General features: G+C 66.9%; 16 protein-coding genes. 7 read left to right on the top strand and 9 right to left on the bottom strand.

All coding sequences use genetic code 11. The annotated features are described in order from the left end of the window. Positions 1-33 precede the first annotated feature (33 nt). Positions 34-1,134, bottom strand: coding sequence for a tryptophan 7-halogenase (locus O3298_RS14515; RefSeq protein WP_305059791.1), 1,101 nt, complete (start codon positions 1,132-1,134; stop codon positions 34-36). Continuing rightward, on the bottom strand, positions 1,131-2,996 hold the full coding sequence (locus O3298_RS14510) for a LodA/GoxA family CTQ-dependent oxidase (RefSeq protein ID WP_305059790.1): 1,866 nt from the start codon (positions 2,994-2,996) through the stop codon (positions 1,131-1,133). The genes O3298_RS14515 and O3298_RS14510 overlap by 4 nt, the downstream gene beginning before the upstream one ends. A 249-nt stretch (positions 2,997-3,245) precedes the next feature. Here O3298_RS14510 and O3298_RS14505 point away from each other — a divergent pair, with 249 nt between their 5' ends. The 3 genes from O3298_RS14505 to O3298_RS14495 all read left to right on the top strand — a co-directional run bounded on the left by O3298_RS14505 (position 3,246) and on the right by O3298_RS14495 (position 5,469). Beyond that, positions 3,246-3,422: a hypothetical protein gene (locus O3298_RS14505; protein WP_305059789.1), complete on the top strand. Its 177-nt coding sequence runs from the start codon at positions 3,246-3,248 to the stop codon at positions 3,420-3,422. A 77-nt stretch (positions 3,423-3,499) separates the two neighbouring features. Further along, positions 3,500-4,165, top strand: coding sequence for a response regulator transcription factor (locus tag O3298_RS14500; protein WP_289909527.1), 666 nt, complete (start codon positions 3,500-3,502; stop codon positions 4,163-4,165). After that, positions 4,159-5,469, top strand: a complete 1,311-nt coding sequence (locus O3298_RS14495; RefSeq protein ID WP_305059788.1) for an ATP-binding protein — start codon at positions 4,159-4,161, stop codon at positions 5,467-5,469. Before O3298_RS14500 ends, O3298_RS14495 begins: the two co-directional genes overlap by 7 nt. Before the next feature lie 61 nt (positions 5,470-5,530). Here the strand turns inward: O3298_RS14495 and O3298_RS14490 are convergent, their stop codons facing one another. Together O3298_RS14490 and O3298_RS14485 are read right to left on the bottom strand one after the other, a co-directional pair. Beyond that, positions 5,531-6,169, bottom strand: coding sequence for an NAD(P)H-dependent oxidoreductase (locus O3298_RS14490; protein ID WP_251349096.1), 639 nt, complete (start codon positions 6,167-6,169; stop codon positions 5,531-5,533). Between the two features lie 120 nt (positions 6,170-6,289). Then, positions 6,290-7,288, bottom strand: coding sequence for an aldo/keto reductase (locus O3298_RS14485; protein WP_305059787.1), 999 nt, complete (start codon positions 7,286-7,288; stop codon positions 6,290-6,292). 116 nt (positions 7,289-7,404) lie between these two features. On the opposite strand from O3298_RS14485, the gene O3298_RS14480 reads away from it, so the two are divergent. After that, positions 7,405-8,292, top strand: a complete 888-nt coding sequence (locus O3298_RS14480; RefSeq protein WP_305059786.1) for a LysR family transcriptional regulator — start codon at positions 7,405-7,407, stop codon at positions 8,290-8,292. On the opposite strand, the gene O3298_RS14475 is transcribed toward O3298_RS14480, so the two are convergent. Both O3298_RS14475 and O3298_RS14470 read right to left on the bottom strand, forming a co-directional pair. Continuing rightward, positions 8,293-9,378 (bottom strand): ATP-binding protein, encoded by a 1,086-nt coding sequence (locus O3298_RS14475; RefSeq protein ID WP_305059785.1) that lies wholly within the window; start codon positions 9,376-9,378, stop codon positions 8,293-8,295. Next, on the bottom strand, positions 9,378-10,127 hold the full coding sequence (locus O3298_RS14470; protein ID WP_289909535.1) for a response regulator: 750 nt from the start codon (positions 10,125-10,127) through the stop codon (positions 9,378-9,380). The genes O3298_RS14475 and O3298_RS14470 overlap by 1 nt, the downstream gene beginning before the upstream one ends. Before the next feature lie 133 nt (positions 10,128-10,260). On the opposite strand from O3298_RS14470, the gene O3298_RS14465 reads away from it, so the two are divergent. From O3298_RS14465 to O3298_RS14455, 3 genes are read left to right on the top strand one after another with little or no spacing between them, the layout of a single operon-like run. Then, positions 10,261-11,418, top strand: a complete 1,158-nt coding sequence (locus O3298_RS14465) for an efflux RND transporter periplasmic adaptor subunit (protein ID WP_305059784.1) — start codon at positions 10,261-10,263, stop codon at positions 11,416-11,418. A 33-nt stretch (positions 11,419-11,451) separates the two neighbouring features. After that, the gene (locus tag O3298_RS14460; RefSeq protein ID WP_305059783.1) at positions 11,452-14,598 is read left to right on the top strand and encodes an efflux RND transporter permease subunit; all 3,147 of its coding nucleotides are present in this window, start codon (positions 11,452-11,454) and stop codon (positions 14,596-14,598) included. After that, positions 14,598-15,986, top strand: a complete 1,389-nt coding sequence (locus O3298_RS14455) for an efflux transporter outer membrane subunit (protein ID WP_305059782.1) — start codon at positions 14,598-14,600, stop codon at positions 15,984-15,986. The genes O3298_RS14460 and O3298_RS14455 overlap by 1 nt, the downstream gene beginning before the upstream one ends. Positions 15,987-16,030: 44 nt before the next feature. Here the strand turns inward: O3298_RS14455 and O3298_RS14450 are convergent, their stop codons facing one another. Genes O3298_RS14450 through O3298_RS14440 form a run of 3 tightly spaced genes read right to left on the bottom strand, consistent with a single transcriptional unit; the run spans position 16,031 to position 17,465 of the window. Next, complete coding sequence (locus tag O3298_RS14450; protein ID WP_305059781.1) at positions 16,031-16,570, bottom strand: contractile injection system tape measure protein; 540 nt, start codon at positions 16,568-16,570, stop codon at positions 16,031-16,033. A 4-nt stretch (positions 16,571-16,574) separates the two neighbouring features. Then, positions 16,575-17,150, bottom strand: a complete 576-nt coding sequence (locus O3298_RS14445) for a type VI secretion system tube protein Hcp (protein ID WP_305059780.1) — start codon at positions 17,148-17,150, stop codon at positions 16,575-16,577. Positions 17,151-17,192: 42 nt separating this feature from the next. Further along, a complete protein-coding gene (locus O3298_RS14440; RefSeq protein ID WP_289905304.1) occupies positions 17,193-17,465 on the bottom strand; it encodes a DUF6150 family protein in 273 nt (90 codons plus the stop codon). Position 17,466 lies beyond the last annotated feature (1 nt).

Below are 17,466 nucleotides of genomic sequence, written 5' to 3'. Positions count from 1 at the left end.
GGCGGCGCGGCGATTTTTTTGCGGGCCGGCGGGTCAGCGGGCCGCGGGCGGCCGGCGCCGGCTCCAGAATGGCGCCGATGGCCAGCGTGTCTCTTGGCCGTAACAGTATGCCAGGTGGCGTCCGTATGCCGCGCCGATGGCCGCCAGTTCCGCATTGTATTGCTGGCAAGCCGTGGCGTCGCCCTGCAGCGTGCGGTCGGCCGCTTCGGCGGCGGCCAGGCCCGTGTACAGGGCGTTGAAGATGCCTTGCGACGACAGCGGGTCGAAGCTCAGGGCCGCGTCGCCGGCGGCAAACCAGCCCGGTCCCGCGGCGGCGTCCAGGGCGGCCGTATGGGCGGGCGTGGCCAGGGCCGGTGTATCGGCCCCGTAGCCTTGCTGCTCCAGCAATTCCCGCGTGGCCGGCAAGCGCCGTGCCGCCGCTTCCAGCCAGCCGGCATCGCGCAGGGAGGTGTTGCCAAGCAAGTCCGCATCCGTATGCAGGGCCAGCACGCGGCGCTGGCCGGGCAGGGGCGCGCTGTACCACCAGCCGTATTCGCAGGCCTCGATGTGGGCAAAGCCCCGCGCGGAGGGCGTGCGTTCATGTCCGTATTGCCATATCGATACCAGCCGGTCGCTGTGCCGGCGCTGCGCGCCCGCTTTGCGGGCCAGCCGGGCGCTGCGTCCCGTGGCGTCGATGACGATGCGCGCCGCCACGTCGCACGGGCCGTGCCGCGTTTCCAGCCGTACTCTCCAGCCTCCGTCGTCCGGCGCGATGTCCGCGACCCTGGCCGAGGCCAGCAGGGCGGCGCCGCGTTGGCGCGCCTCGTCGCGCAGCCACAGGTCGAAGGTGCCGCGCGCCAGGTGCCAGCCGTGGCCGTCAGGGTCGCTGAGGAAGTGGTGTTCCGCCCAGGCGCCGTTCCACCACGCGCGGTTGCCGTGGTAGGGCGCATGGCCCTGGCGCAGGAAGGCGTCGAGCAAGCCCATGTCTTGCAGCAGGCGCGCGGCGGCGGGCGGCAGCGATTCGCCGATGCGCGCCAGCGGCGCGACCAGCCGGTCGACCAGCAAGACCCGGTGCCGCCCCGCCAGGTTCAGGGCGGCCGTGGCGCCGGCCGGCCCGGCGCCGACGACGAGCACGTCGGCCTGCAGCACGGTCACAGGCGGTGCCGCTGCAGATGGCGCGCTTTTTCCGTGCCTTCCAGGTCGACGTCGACAAACTCGTCCGGTATGGGCGCCGCGGCACGCAATGTATGCTTGCCGGCGATCGCTTGCGGCAGGTTTTCCACCTGCAGGAAGGCGGGGAAGCCGCTCACGTCCGTGGGGCCGGGGCGCACCTCGACCACGCCCACTTGCGCCAGGTCGGCGATCATGTTGTTGATTTGCTCTTCATAGCTGATGTTGCCCAGCGGACGTATCCACGCGGCGCGCCGGGCGAAGGCGGCCAGGCGGTCGTCGGTGGGGGCTTCCCGGTTCATCACCGTGTCGTAGGCGAGCTTGCTCATCACCTGGTTCGGCACGCGCGCGGGCCAGAAGGTCGGGACGTAGGGATCGTAGTCGGATTGATAGCCGGAGCGGCAGCTGGCCGTGTCCGTTTGCCAAGGCACGGCCATCCAGCGCGTGACGCCGCCGGCGATCTGCGCCGAGCAGGGGCTGCTGATATTGTCCGGCGTCAACACGGCACCGTAATCCGGCTCCACCCAGCCGGGCGGCCGGTGCGCCAGGCGGAACGGCGCGCTGTACATGCTGGCCTGGCGCATGGGCCAGGTCATTTCGCAGCCGGGGTGGAAGGCGTCTGCCAGGCAGAATTCCATGGCGGCGCGCAGCAGGGTGTCCGGTTGCTGCGCCACTTCCACGTCGGCCAGGCTTTGCGGCGGCGTCTTGCCGGGCGCGTAGTCGTCCGTGAACTTGCCGTCGGCCCATTGCTTGAGGAAGCGCAACTGCAAATTGCTCAGCGCGCAGTTCTGGCGCGGCGTGTCTGCCGGCGGGATGGCCATCGCATCGCCATACAGCCATGGCCACGGCGACGGCGCCCAGGCGTCGCGCTCGAACTGGCGGAACTGGTTATAGATGACGTTGCGCCACTCCTTGCGGTTTTCGGACGGGCTGGCCAGGCGCGCCATCCATTCGTCGCGGCTGAACGGCGTGCTGCCATCCCAGCCGAAGGCGGCCGCGAAGCCGGCGTTGACCCATTGCAGGTTGGACAGGCGCTCGAAAATGGGACGGATATCGTCCTGGAACGAAGGAACGGCAGGCGCGGTAATTTTGTCTTCAGAAACAAACAAGTCGCGCATCAAGTCCCACATGGTGCGCACCGACTTTTGCTGCGGCGCGTAGTCGGGCGGCGCGACGACCACCCAGGCCATGTCGACGGGCAAGGCCTGGCCCTGGTAATGCACCGTGGCGCAGACGGGGCCGTCGGCCGTGTCGTCATGCCAGCCTTCGTTGTTGGCAAAGGTGATGGCGCGCGCGCCATTCCACGAGGCGGACTTGCCATGGCCGCCCAGCACGATCAGCCGTCCCATGGCGTCCGTGCGCAACTCGCCCAGGTAGACGGGCGTGCCCATGAAGCGGCCGCTGTCGAAGGCGACGGCCGGCTGTTCGCTGCCGCCGATTTTGCGCTCGCCCGGCGTGATGGACAGTTGCGCGCGGTCCGTGACGGCCATGTTGCGCAGGAACGAGGGCTGGGTGACATTCGCCTCGGGAATATCGAGCGCGATCTGGAACTGGTACCACGCCGCCTTGGTGTTGGCCAGCGTGACGGACCATTCGATGTCGGCATTGCTGGCGTTCAACTCGGCCACGGCCATGCCGGCGGCGTTCAAGCCGTAGATGCGAAAGCCCGCCGCCTGGCGCTTGATGGCCCCGGACGCATCGCGGTAATAGCCGGCCGGCCGCGGCGCCGGTTCCGGCACCTCCGGTCCCATAAAGTATTCGCTGGGGCTGTTGCCCACGCGGGCAATGCCGATGGGCGGATAAATCGCCGCCTTGACGATGACGGTATCTTGGGTGGAACTGGACATGGCATGCCTTTCCAGATGCGTGGAGGGAAGGAAAATATACCGCATAAAAAACGCGCCAAATGCGCACATAGTCACGGTATCGCGAATTCACGCCATGCCTGGCATGGGCGGACACGCGGGCAATTCAGTTGCTGCGGAGATTGACTTGTTGCCGGCATGTAGCTATCTTGGACTGGCATTGCCTGTTTATCAATATACGAAATAATGTATTGATCCGATATTTTCCTATGCAACCTTTAAAGGAATGATATGAAAATCAAGGCTGTTTTCTGTGTTGGCGCGGTATCCCTGCTGGCCGTTCTGCCCGTATCCCAAGCGGCCCAGCCCGGCGAGGCGCTCGCTGCGGCGGCACCGCTTGCGACAGGCGTGGCGCTGTATCCGCAAGAAGGCAATATCCCACCGTTCCGCGGGTCCGGGTCCAAGTAAGGCCACCGCGGCGGCCCCTGCGGCGCGGCGCCAGTCAAGGTAAGATGGTGGCTTTTTCAAGACTTTGAGAGGCCCGCGTGCGCGTGTTGCTGGTGGAAGACGATCCGATGATCGGGGAAAGCCTGGTCGAGGGCTTGCGCGGCGAGTGCTATGCCGTGGACTGGGTGCGCGATGGCCACGATGCGGAGCTGGCGCTGGCCGGCTTCGCCTACGATTTGATGCTGCTGGACCTGGGCTTGCCCGGCAAGGAGGGCATGGACGTGCTGCGCGCCATGCGCGCGCGGGGCGCCGAGTTGCCCGTGCTGATCATCACGGCGCGCGACGGCACGCCGGCCCGCGTGGAAGGGCTCGACAGCGGCGCCGACGATTACCTGGTCAAGCCGTTCGACCTCGACGAGCTGCTGGCGCGCATCCGCGCGCTGCTGCGCCGTCGCGTCAGCCGTTCGCGCTCCGTCATCGAGCATGGCGCGCTGATCCTCGACCTGGCCAGCCACGACGTCACGTTCGAGGGCGAGCTGATCAAGCTGCCGCCGCGCGAGTTTTCCGTGTTGCGCGCCTTGCTCGACCATCCGGGCAAGGTGGTGTCGAAGCGCCAGCTGAGCGAAAAGCTGTACGGCTGGGATAGCGAAGTGGAAAGCAATACCGTCGACGTGTATGTGTACCAGCTGCGCAAGAAGCTCGGTGCGGATTGCATCCAGACCGTGCGCGGCGTGGGTTACAAGATGCGGGTAGCATCTTGCTGACCATCCGCCGCCAATTGCTGCTCGGTTTGCTGGCCGCCACCCTGCTGTGCGTGCTGGGCGCCGGTATTTCTCTGTTCCGTTCGCTGCTGGAAGAAACCAATGAGCTGGCCGACTTGCAGCTGCGCCAGCTGGCCGTGGCCTTGCCCGACGAGTTCGAGCCGCAGGAGGGACTGGCCGCCGCGCAAGAGCCGGAAGAAGCATTCGTGCTGCAGGCGTGGGACGAGGATGGCCAGCCCTTGCCCGTCCTGCAGGAGCAGCCGGCACTGCCGCGCTATGCGCTGGCCGGTTTCGCCGATGTCGAGCTGCACGGCGAGGATTGGCGCCTGTACGGCGAAACGCGGCGCGGCCGCTACGTGCAGGTGGCGCAGGCGCAGGCCGTGCGCGACCAGCTGGCCTGGCGGATGACCGTGCGGGCCGGCGCGCCCCTGCTGGTGTTCGCGCTGATCCTGGCGCTGCTGATCGTCGCCGTCGTGGGACGCGCGCTGGCGCCCCTGCACCGGCTGGCCGAGTCCGTGGCGGGCCGTTCGCCGGATGCGCTGACGCCGCTGGCGGCCGACGACATGCCGCCCGAACTGCGGCCCGTGGCGCTGGCGCTCAACAGCCTGATGGGGCAGTTCGAGGCGGCGCTGACGGCGCAGCGCACCTTTGTCGCCGATGCCGCGCATGAATTGCGTTCGCCGCTGACGGCGCTGAAACTGCAGCTGCAGGTGGCCGAGCGGGCCGGCAGCGAGGAAGAACGGCGCGTGGCGCTGGCGCGGCTGCACGAACGGCTGGACCGCAGCACGCACCTCGTGCGTCAGTTGCTGAGCCTGGCGCGCCATGAAACGGCGCTCACGGCCAGCCAGCTGCACACGGTGGACCTGGGACAATTGCTGGAAGCGGCCGTGGGCGACCATAGCGCACTGGCCGACAGCCGCGCCATCGACCTGGGCGTGGTGGAAGCGCTGCCCGCCAGGGTGCTGGTGCAGGCCGATCCCGACGGCTTGCAAGTGTTGCTGAACAACTTGATCGACAATGCCTTGCGCTACACGCAGCAGGGCGGCCGGGTCGATTTGCAGGCGGCCGTGGAAGAGGGCAGGCCCTTGCTGCGCGTGTCCGATAACGGCCCCGGCGTGCCGCGCCAGCACCATGCGCGCCTGTTCGACCGCTTCTTCCGTCCCGACGGCAACGACGCCTGGGGCTGCGGCCTGGGCCTGTCCATCGTGCGCCACATCGCCGAGCACCACCAGGCCGATATCGCGCTGGCCGACGGCGAGGCGGGGCGGGGATTGCAGGTGACGGTACGTTTCCCGCAGGCGGCCTGAACGGTCAAAAAAAAAGCGGATGCCGGTCAGGGCATCCGCTTTTCAGTCACTGGCGTAGCGCTTACACCAGCTCGGTGATGAATTGCTCGCGCGCAGGGCGCACTTTTTTCAAGTCCACCAGCCAGTCGCCTTCGTCGGCGCGGTAGCCCAGCGGCAGCATGACGACGGAACGCAAGCCTTTTTCGCGCAAGTTCAGGATCTCGTCGACCTTGGCCGGATCAAAACCTTCCATCGGCGTCGAATCGACTTGTTCCTGCGCCGCGGCGATCAGGGCCGTGCCCACGCCGATGTAGGCCTGGCGTGCCGCGTGCTGGTAGTTGGTTTCCGCGTCGCGCTGTGGATACGTGGCCAGGATTTGCTGGCGGTAGGCTTCCCAGCCTTCATTCTTGAAGCCGCGCACCTCGTTGACCAGGTCGAAACGCGCGTTGATGCGTTCCACCGTGTAATTGTCCCAGGCGGCAAACACCAGCAGGTGCGAGGAATCCGTCACTTGGCCCTGGTTCCACGCATGCGGCTTGATCTGCTCGCGCAGGGCCGGATTCGTCACGACGAAGACTTCGTAAGGATGCAGTCCGCTGGAGCTGGCCGTCAGGCGCACGGCTTCCAGGATGCGCTCGACCTTGTCTTGCGGCACCGTTTTCGTCGGGTCCATTTTCTTGGTGGCGTAGCGCCATTGCAGTGTTTCGAGCAGTGCGGACATGTAAATCCCTTTCATAATGAATAGTTCAGATTGGAAATGATAGCGGATTCAGGCATTTCAAGTGCTGAGGGGCAAAGAATTGCTTGGCGTGCTCAACTTAGCGGACTCCAGCACGGTTGTCTACAGGCCAAGCATGGCAAGTTCCACATCCGGGTAGCGCGCGCCTTGCACGCTGGCGGGTGCGATGGCGGCGCCGATGGCGGCCAGCTCGCTGTCGCCCAGGGTGATACGCGCGGCGGCCACGTTTTCTTCCAGGTGCGCCAGGCTGCGGGCACCGGGTATCGGCACGAGGTCGCTGCCTTGCGCCAGCAGCCAGGCCAGGGCCAGCTGGGCCGCCGTGACGCCGCGCGCCGCCGCCAGGCGCTGCAGTTCTGCCACCAGGTGCGCGTTGGCCGCCATCGCCTGCGGCTGGAAGCGGGGCAGGCTGTGGCGATAATCGTCGGGCGCCAGCATCGCGCTGGACGTGAGCTGGCCCGTCAGGAAGCCCCGGCCCAGCGGGCTGTAGGGCACGAAGCCGATGCCGAGGGCGCGGCAGGCGGGCAGCACCTCCGCTTCCACGTCGCGGCTCCACAGCGAATACTCGGACTGCACGGCCGCAATCGGGTGCACGGCGTGGGCGCGGCGCAGGGTGGCGGCCGACACTTCCGACAGCCCCAGGTGGCGCACCTTGCCCGCGCGCACCAGGCCGGCCATGGCGCCGACGACGTCTTCGATGGGCACGGCGGGGTCCACGCGGTGCTGGTACAGCAAGTCGATGCACTCGATGCCCAGCCGGGACAGCGACGCCTCTACCGCCTGGCGAATATGCTCGGGGCGGCTGTCGACGCCCGCCATGCGTGCCAAGCCTTTTCCTTCAGGCAATATCTTGAAACCGAACTTGGTGGCGATGCTGACCTTGCCGCGCAATTGCTTCAGGGCGCGGCCTACCAAGTCCTCGTTGGCGTAGGGGCCGTAGACTTCCGCCGTATCGATCAGGGTCACGCCCAGTTCCACGGCGCGGTGCAGCACGCGCAGCGAGGCGGCTTCGTCGGCGCCGCCGTAGGCAAAGCTCATGCCCATGCAGCCCAGGCCGATGGGGGCGACGCGCAAGCCGGACTTGCCCAGTGTTCTGTGTTCCATTTCTCACTCCTCTTCAAAAAAAGATGCAAGGAGTATGGATGAAGCAACAGCATGCGATAAGATGCCTAATATTGCATGTATTACTGAATATCGCTCATGAATTGTTTCCCCGAATAATGGCTGACCTGAATGAATTGACGGCCTTTGTCGCCGTCGCCCGCCTGCGCAGCTTTCGCAAGGCGGCCCTCGAACGGGGCGTCTCCGCTTCCGCCCTCAGCCATGCGCTGCGGACGCTGGAAGAGCGCCTGGGCGTGCGCCTGCTGAACCGCACCACGCGCAGCGTCACGCCGACCGAGGCGGGGCAGCTGCTGCTGGAGCGGCTGGCGCCAGCCATGCGCGAAATCGACGATGCCTTGCTGGACCTGAGCGCCTTGCAGGATGTGCCCGCAGGCAAGCTGCGCCTGAACGTGCCCCGTCCGGCCGCCCGGCTGCTGCTCGCGCCCATGCTGGCCAGCTTCGTCGCCCGCTATCCGCGCGTGCAGGTGGAAGTGGTGACGGATGACGGCATGATCGATATCGTGCGCGACGGTTTTGACGCGGGCATCCGCTTTGGCGAGCAGGTGGCGGCCGACATGATCGCCGTGCCCGTGGGCGCGCCGCAACCGTTCGTCGTGGTGGCGTCGCCCGCCTACTTGGCGGTGCATGGGGCGCCAGGCACGCCGCGCGACTTGCTGGACCATGACTGCATCGGCCGGCGTTTTCCCAGCGGGCGCCAGTATGCGTGGGAGTTCGAGCTGGAAGGGGAAGCCGTCAGCATCGCCGTCGGCGGCCCGCTGGTGTTCGACGACGATGAATTGATGCTGCGCGCGGCCCGCGATGGCGCGGGACTGGCGTATGTGTACGAGGCCGATGCGCGCGCCGATCTCGCGGCGGGGCGCCTGGCGTGCGTGCTGGAGCGCTGCCTGCCGCCGCCGCCCCGTTACTACCTGTACTACCCGAGCCGGCGCCAGATGCCGCCCGTGCTGCGCGCCTTCGTCGACATGCTGCGCGCGCCGCCCGCGTAGTCAGCCGGCGGGCGGCGGGGCGCCGTGTTCGACCGGCCACTTGATGGTAAACAGGCTGCCGCCCGCCTTGCCACGCGTGCAGACGGCGCTGCCGCCGTGGGCGCGCGCGATGGCTTCCACCACGGCCAGGCCCAGGCCGCTGCCCGCGTTCAGGTCGACCCTGGCGCTGTCGCCGCGGCGGAACGCTTCGAACACGTGCGGTGCCAGCTCCTCGGCAATGCCGGGACCCGCATCTTCGACGCTCAGGTAGTACTGGCCGGCCTGCACGCGGGTGCGCACGCGCAGCAAGCCCGGATGCGCGTAGCGGCGCGCGTTGTCGAGCAGGGCCAGCACGATTTGCCGGATGCGCGCCGCGTCGCAGCAGACGGGATGGTCGGACAGGTGCAGTTGCAGCGTAAAACCGGCCGCTTCCATCTCCTGCGCCAGCAGGCGGCGCACTTCCCCGATTTCCAGGGTCAGGTCCGTCCACGCCATGCGCAGCTGCATGTGGCCGCTGTCGGCCAGGCTCAGGGTGCGCAAGTCTTCGATCAGGCGGCCCAGGTCCTCGACTTGCGCCAGCAGGCTGGAAAACGGCACTTCCTCGGGCTTGAAGACGCCGTCGACGACGCCTTGCAAGGTGCCGCGCAGGATCGTCACGGGCGTGCGCAATTCGTGCGCGATGGCCGCATTCCACGTCTCGCTTTCTTTGGCCGCCCGCTGCAGGCGCTCGGCCATGCTGTTGAAGTCATCGACCAGCATGGCCGTCTCGCCCAGGCTGCGGTCGCCCGCGAAGGCGCGCGCGGACAGGTCGCCATGCGCCACGCGGCGCACGCTGTCCATCACGGAATTGATCGGCTTGAGAATGCGCGAAGCGAGCTTGATGGCGAAAAACGCCGCCAGGCCCAGGCCGAAGATGGTGATGGCGAAGATCCACAGCCATTCGGCCGTCGTCGGCGACCAGTCGTCCGGCTCGGACAGCATGCCGGGATCGATCTTGAAGGCGATGGCGAAGAAGGTCCAGGAACCGATCCAGATGATCAGGATGCCGCTGACCATCAGCACGGACATCGACAGCACGATCTGCCGGTTCAAGCCCGTGAAGCGCATCAGAGGTCGCTTTCCAGGCGGTAGCCCACGCCGCGCAGGCTGGCCGGCATGTTCATCACCCCAGCTTCTTCCAGCTTCTTGCGCAGCTTGCTGACGTGGCTATCCACCGTGCGTTCCAGCGAATTGCTCTCGGGCATGCATGATTCCAGCAATTCCAGGCGGCTGCAGACGCGGCGCGGCGTGCGCGCCAGGTGGGCCAGCAGGCGGAATTCCGTCAACGTCAGGCTCAGGGGCACGGGCGCGCCGTCGCGCAGCACGCTGGCCACATACGTTTCCTGGTCGATGTCGATGGGACCGCAGCGCAGGCGCTGGCCGCCCACCGGGTGGTGGCGCACGCGCGAGCGGCGCAGCACGGCCGCCACGCGCGCCACCACTTCGGCCGGATTGAAGGGCTTGATGATGTAGTCGTCGGCGCCCACGCGCAGGGCGGCCAGTTTGTCCGCATCCTGGTCGCGCGCCGTCAGCATGATGACGGGCGTCTCGCCGCGCCGCCGCACTTCCGCCAGCACGCCCCAGCCATCGACCCTGGGCATTTGCACGTCGAGCAGCAGCAGGTCCGGCGCCAGCGCCAGGTGCTGCTGCAGCGCTTCCTGGCCGTCGTGCGCGAAGGCCGTGCGGTAGCCGTCGCGCTCCAGGTAACCGGCGAGGATGCGGGCGATTTGCGGTTCATCTTCGGCGATCAGGACGAGGGCGGAAGGGGGCGTGGTGGCAAGAAACGAGGGCTGGCTGGCGCTGTGATGATAGTTCATGCAAATAGTCTAGCATTCTTCGCGCTCTCCATCGAATCTCCACATTTCTTTGACGGAACATCCATGTTGGCCTTCTATGCTCTTGTTATCTGTCGACCGGACCGCCGGTTGGGATCTGCCATAGAGAAAGACCATGCATCCGAGCCACCTCACCAAGAAAAACATGTTGATCGCCGCGGCACTGCTCAGCCTTGCCGCCTGTTCCAAACCCGCGCCGGAAGAAGGCGCGGCGCCGCCCGCCGCCGTGACGGTACTCAAGCTGCAAGCGGCGCCCGTCGTCCTCAGCGATGAATTGCCGGGCAGGGTGGCCGCCTTCCGCACGGCCGACATCCGCCCGCAAGTGGGCGGCATCGTGCTGCGCCGCCAGTTCGAGCAGGGCGCCGAAGTGAAGGCGGGACAGAAGTTGTTCCAGCTCAACCCTGCGCCGTTCCAGGCGGATGTCGATTCGGCCGCCGCCGCCCTGCAGCATGCGGTGGCCACGGCGAACCGCGCCAGCAGCCAGGCCGACAGGTTGAAGCCGCTGGTGGAGGCGGACGCCATCAGCCGCCAGGCGTATGACGACGCCGTGGCCCAGCGCGAGCAAGCCGTGGCCACCGTGGCCCAGGCGCGTGCCGCCCTGGCGCGCCGCCGCCTGGACCTGGCCTTCGCCAGCATCGAGGCGCCCATTGCCGGGCGCATCGGCTCGGAACTGGTGACGGAAGGCGCGCTGGTGGGCCTGGCCGATGCCACGCCGATGGCGCGCATCCAGCAGATCGACAAGGTGTATGTGGACGTGCGCCAGCCGGCCGCCGCGCTGGCGGCATTGCAAGCGTCGGGAACGGGCGGCGCGGACAAGCTGCCCGTGACCATCCTGGGCGCCGATGGCCAGCCGCATCCCGTCACGGGGCGCATCCTGTTCTCGGGCATCAGCGTCGATGCGGGCACGGGCGACGCCGTCATCCGCGTGCTGGTCGACAATCCGCAGCGCCAGTTGCTGCCGGGCATGTTCGTGCGCGCCCGCATCGCCCGCGCCGTGCAGGCGAATGGCGTGCTGTTGCCCCAGCAAGCCGTTCTGCACAGCAGCGGCGGCCAGGCGCAGGCCTGGGTGCTCGATGGCACGAACAAAGCAAGTCTTAAACCCATCAGCGTGGGCGACGTGATCGAGCACCAGTACGTCGTCAACGGCGGCTTGAAGGCTGGCGAAACCGTCGTCATCGAAGGCCAGGAACGCCTGCAGCCGGGCGCCACAGCCGCGCCGCAACCGTGGAAGCCAGCCGTCGTGGCAACGGCGGCTGCCGCCAGGGCGCGTTGATGCACACTTTGAATACAATGAAAGTCTAATGACATGCCTCAATTTTTCATCAACCGCCCCGTCTTCGCGTGGGTGGTGGCGGTCTTCATCGTCCTGTTCGGACTGATCGCCATACCGCAATTGCCGATTGCGCGCTTCCCCTCGGTGGCGCCGCCCAGCGTCAGCATCAGCGCCAATTATCCCGGCGCCACGCCGCAAACCATGAACGATTCCGTGGTGGGCTTGATCGAACGCGAACTGTCGGGCGTCAAGCACCTGCTGTATTTCGAGTCGTCCACCGATACGTCGGGCTCGGCCTCGATCACCGTCACCTTCCAGCCGGGCACGAATCCGGAAATGGCCCAGGTGGACGTGCAAAACCGCCTGAAAGCCATCGAACCGCGCCTGCCGCAAGCCGTGCGACAAAATGGCTTGACGGTGGAATCGGCGTCGTCCGGCTTTTTGATGATCGTCAGTTTGATCTCGGACAATGGCCAGCACGACGAAGTGGCGCTGGGCGACTACCTGGCGCGCAACGTGACGGAAGAACTGCGCCGCATTCCCGGCGTGGGCAAGGTGCAGCTGTTCGGTTCCGAGCGCGCCATGCGCATCTGGGTCGATCCGGCCAAGCTGGTGTCGTACAACATCGCCATGGGCGAGCTGACGGCCGCCATCGCGCAACAAAATGCGCAGATCGCCCCGGGCCGCCTGGGCGACTCGCCCGCCGTGCACGGCCAGCGCGTGACCATCCCGCTGACGGTGCAGGGCCAGCTGCAAACGCCGGCCGAATTTGCCGCCATCGTGCTGCGCGCGAATCCCGACGGCTCGAAAGTGACCATCGGCGACGTGGCGAAAGTGTCGCTGGGCGCGCAAAGCTTCAATTTCAGCATCCGCGAAAACGGCCAAGCCGCGTCGGGCGCCGCCATCATGCTGTCGCCCGGCGCCAACGCCGTGCAGACGGCGGCCGCCGTGCGTGCGCGCATGGTCGAACTGGCGCACACCATGCCGGCCGGGATCAAGTATTCGGTGCCGTTCGATACGGCGCCGTTCGTGAAGATCTCGATCGAGAAGGTCATCGTCACGCTGTTGGAGGCGATGGTGCTGGTGTTCCTCGTCATGTACCTGTTCCTGCAAAAGATACGCTACACCTTGATTCCCGCCATCGTCGCGCCGATCGCCCTGATGGGGACGTTTACGGTGATGCTGCTGGCCGGCTATTCCGTCAACGTGCTGACCATGTTCGGCATGGTGCTGGCCATCGGCATCATCGTCGATGACGCCATCGTCGTGGTGGAAGCGGTGGAGCGCCTGATGGCGACGGAAGGCCTGTCGCCGAAGGAAGCGACATCCAAAGCCATGCGCGAAATCACGGGTGCGGTAGTGGGCATTACCCTGGTGCTGACGGCCGTGTTCATCCCGATGGCGCTGGCCAGCGGCTCCGTGGGCGCCATCTACCGCCAGTTCACGCTGGCCATGGCCGTGTCGATCCTGTTTTCGGCGTTTTTGGCGCTCACCCTGACGCCGGCCCTGTGCGCCACGATGTTGAAACCCATCGGCCCGCACGACCATGACAAGAAGGGATTCTTCCTGTGGTTCGACCGCCAGTTTGAGCGCATGACGGCGCGCTATGAAAAGGGCGTGGTGGCGATGCTCAAACGCGCGGGACGCTCGATGGTGCTGTACGGCGCCATCGTCGCGGCGCTGGGCGTGGCCTTCATGCAGCTGCCGTCGGCCTTTTTGCCGGAAGAAGACCAGGGCTATTTCATCACCTCGATCCAGCTGCCGTCCGACGCCACCATGGAGCGCACGCTCGATGTCGTCAAGCTGTACGAACAGCACGTGGCCACGCGGCCCGGTATTGAGGTAAATCAATCGATCCTCGGCTTCAGCTTTTCCGGCGCGGGGCCGAATGCGGGCCTGGCGTTCACCATGCTGAAGGACTGGAAACAGCGCAACGGCGCCACGGCGCAGGAAGAAGTGGCGCTGGCGCAGGCCGCCATGTCGCAGGCGAAGGAGGGCGTGATCATGAGCCTGATGCCGCCCGCCATCGATGAACTGGGCAACTCGTCCGGTTTTTCCCTGCGCCTGCAAGACCGCGCCAACCAGGGCATCGCTGCCCTGCAGGCGGCGCAGAACCAGCTGCTGGGCCTGGCGGCGCAAAGCGCCAAGGTGGCGGGCGTGTATCCGGACGGCTTGCCGCCCGGCGCCAGCGTGCGCCTCGATATCGACCGCACCAAGGCGGAAGCGCTGGGCGTGTCGTTTACGGCCATCGCCGACATGCTGACGGCGGCCATGGGGTCGACCTACGTCAACGATTTCCCGAATGCGGGCCGCATGCAGCAAGTGATCATCCAGGCCGATGCGCCGTCGCGCATGCAGCTGAACGACGTGCTGGCCTTGCGCATTCGCAATAACGCGGGCGGCATGGTGGCCCTGGGCGAGCTGGTGCGCCCCGTGTGGAGCGAATCGCCGCTGCAGCTGGTGCGCTACCAGGGTTATCCGGCGGCGCGCATTTCGGGCAGCGCGGCGCCCGGCGTGTCCAGCGGCGACGCCATGCTGGAAATGGAGCGCCTCGTGAAGCAATTGCCGCCCGGTTTCGCGCTGGCGTGGACGGGCCAATCGCTGCAAGAGAAGGAATCGGCCTCGCAAGCGCCCATGCTGATGGCGCTGTCGATGCTGGTGGTGTTCCTCGTGCTGGCGGCCCTGTATGAAAGCTGGAGCATTCCCGTCTCCGTCATGCTGGTGGTGCCGCTGGGCTTGCTGGGCGCCGTGCTGGCCGTGATGTTGCGCGGCATGCCGAACGACGTGTTCTTCAAGGTGGGCATGATCACGATTATTGGTCTTTCCGCGAAGAACGCCATCCTGATCGTCGAATATGCGCGCCAGTTGCAGGCGCAGGGCAAGGGATTGGTCGAGGCGACGGTGGAAGCGGCCAGGTTGCGCTTGCGCCCGATCCTGATGACGTCGCTGGCGTTCGCGCTGGGCGTGGTGCCGCTGATGCTGGCCACGGGCGCCAGCGCCGAGACGCAGCATGCGATCGGCACGGGCGTGTTCGGCGGCATGATCACCGCCACCGTGCTGGCCGTGTTTTTCGTGCCCGTGTTCTTTGTCGTGGTGCTGGGCGCCGTCGACAAGATGGACACGTACTTCAACAAACGCAGTAATCGCATCGCCGTCAAGGCGGTGGAAGGAGAGTTGTAATGCGTTTGATTTTTATCACGCCGCTGGCCGCGCTGGCCTTGTCGGCCTGTTCATTGACGCCGCTGCTGGTCAAGCCGGCGCCGCCGATTCCCGCCGCGTATGCCGAGGCCGCCGCGCCAGGGACGGCCGACACGGCGGCCAACCTGGGCTGGCGCCAGATGCTGCTCGACGCGCGCCTGCAGCGCCTGGTCGACATCGCGCTGGAAAACAACCGCGACCTGCGCGTGGCGTCCCTCAACGTGGAAGCCGTGCGGGCCCAGTACCAGATCCAGGATGCGGGCCGCTATCCGGCGATTGGTCTCAACGGCGGCGGCACGCGCCAGCGCGCTGCCGATGCCACGGGACAAAATCCCACGGTGCAAAACCAGTTCACGGCCGGCATCGCCATGAGCGCGTTCGAAATCGACCTGTTCGGCCGCCTGCGCTCCCTGTCGGAGGCCGCCTTTGCGCGCTACCTGGCCACGCAGCAGGGCCAGCGGGCCGCCCACATGGCCCTGATCGGCGCCGTGGCCGACGCCTACCTGGAACAGCGGCTGGCCGAGGAACAGCTGGCGCTGGCCCGGCAAACCCTGCTCGATTGGCGCCAGGCGCTGGTCCTGACGCAGCGCCTGCACGGCGCGCAGCAGGGCAGCGGTCTTGATGTAGCGCAAGCGGAAGGGCAGGCGGCCACGGCGGAAGCGGACGTGCAGGCCCGCGAGCGGGCCACTGCCTTGGCGCGCAACAACCTGGAATTGCTGCTGGGCGCGCCGTTGCCCGTCGACTTGCCGGCGGGCCGGCCGCTCGATGGCCAGCCCGTGCTGACGCAGCTGCCGCCCGGCCTGCCGTCGGACTTGCTGGCGCGCCGTCCCGACGTCCTGCAGGCGGAATACGCGCTGGTGGCGGCGAATGCGGAAATCGGCGCCGCGCGCGCCGCCTTCTTCCCGCGCCTGTCGCTGACGGCGCAGCTGGGACTGGCCAGCCCGGAACTGGGCGACCTGTTCCGCGGCAGCGCGCGCAGCTGGTCGTTCGCGCCGCAAGTGACGCAGCCGCTGTTCCAGGGCGGCCAGTTGCGCGCGGAATTGCAGCTGTCGCGCCTGCGCAAGGATGTGGCCGTGCTGCAATACGAGCAAGCGATCCAGGCGGCGTTTCGCGACGTGCGCGACGGCCTGGCGGGCAGCGCCACGTATGCGCAGCAGATCGCCGCGCAGGAACGCGTGGTGACGGCGGCGCAGCAGCGCCAGCGCCTGTCGCAGCTGCGCTACGACGCGGGCCAGGACAGCCGGCTGGAATTGCTCGACGCGCAGCGCCAGTCGTATGCGGCGCAGCAAGCCTTGCTCGACGCGCGGCGCGACCAGTTCAAGTCGGCCGTGGCCCTGTACAAGGCGCTGGGGGGCGGGCTGGAAGAGTAGCCCGCTTTGCGGGATGGCGGCCAGCCGGGCGTGGGCTTGCCAGGCTACGCGCCGGGCCAGTCGATCAACAGCGGTTGCGGCATCCACGGGTGCCGGATGGCAGCCAGGTTCCACGGCAAGCGGCTCAGCAGTACATCGAAGGGATTGCGCGCGACAGCCAGCGTGCATTTCCCGTCGCCTTTTTGCAGTCGGCCTTCGCGCTGCAGAAAGACCTGGCGCAATCCCTCGGGCGAGGTTTGTCCCACCGCTGGCCAATGGCGCATCACGGCGGCCAGCACTTGTTCGCACAGGACCCGTTCTTCTTCGCCGAGGTCGACGGGGGGAGCAGGGAAGTCCGGTTCCAGGCCGCACAGCAGCTTGTTCAGCAGCAATTGCTGCTCCGGCGCGTCGCTCCTGCCATCGACCAGGTATTGCAGCAAGTGAACGGCGCGTGCGCCGTGTTCGCCGCGCAGCTGCGGCCTGCCATCGCCGCCAGTGGCGAGCAAGTCCAGCCGCTGGAACATTGTGGGCAGGAACGGGTGGAGCAGCGCCAGGCCGGCGTTGCGGATGCAAACGATGTCAGTAGCGTGTACAGCGTCGTTCATGTGCTTATCCTGTAAATGCCCCGATCGGGCGGTTGCGCGCCAGGCTCCAGCCCGTCGTCTGCTGGTCGCCGGGCTGGCCGTCGGCCTGCTGCACGCTGTACGTCCAGAGGATTTCCGTAAAGTTCAGCTTGAACTGCTCGGTGGGCATGTCGTCGGGATGGGTTTGCAGCTGGATTTCGCTGATCAGGGCGTCGTGCAGGGCGATGGTGATGAGGTTGGCCGTCTTGTCGCCCGTCTGGCGGGTGATGTACAGCCTGGTCGGCTGGTCCGGGCCGCTGCCCAGCGGCTTCGCCCGCAGGCACAGATCGTACAGCCTGACCGAGGTCGCATCGACATACTTGACGCAGGTAAATTCGGTGATGACGGGCCGGCCGGACGTGCGCGCAGAGTTGCTGATGTCGGTCGTCACTTGCTGCTTCATGCCTTGATGTAATGACACCAGCTCGAAGCACCGGCCGATGCCCCGCAGCGTGGCAGCGTCGCGCCAGATGGCGTCGATACCGCCGCTCTTGCTTTCACCGTCCGGCGCCTTGCCGAACACGAGTTCCCCGTCGCCGGGTTCCAGTAAGATCAAATCCATGGCGATGCTCCCTTCCAGTGAGTGAACACGGATGCCACCCTGCTACAGGTGGAGATTGCGCGGCCGGGGCGCTTGCCAGCCTGCCTCGCCGTGGCTGTCGACAAAACAGATTTTCAGCTGCGCCATGCCCTGCGAGACGAAAAATACGCTGGCCGTGGCGCTTTGCCGGTCGCGGGTGATGTACCACAGGGCGTCGCCGTGCGCCAGGCCCCAGCTGGCCACGCGGTGCACCAGCAGGTCGGCACTGCCGCGTTCCACCAGGGCCACGCGCACGTCGGCCTCTCCCATGCTCTGCGCTTGAAATATGCGTGCCACC

Source organism: Janthinobacterium sp. SUN137, assembly GCF_030587265.1.
GTDB lineage: Bacteria > Pseudomonadota > Gammaproteobacteria > Burkholderiales > Burkholderiaceae_D > Janthinobacterium > Janthinobacterium kumbetense.
This window is presented reverse-complemented; position numbering and strand designations above follow the sequence as displayed.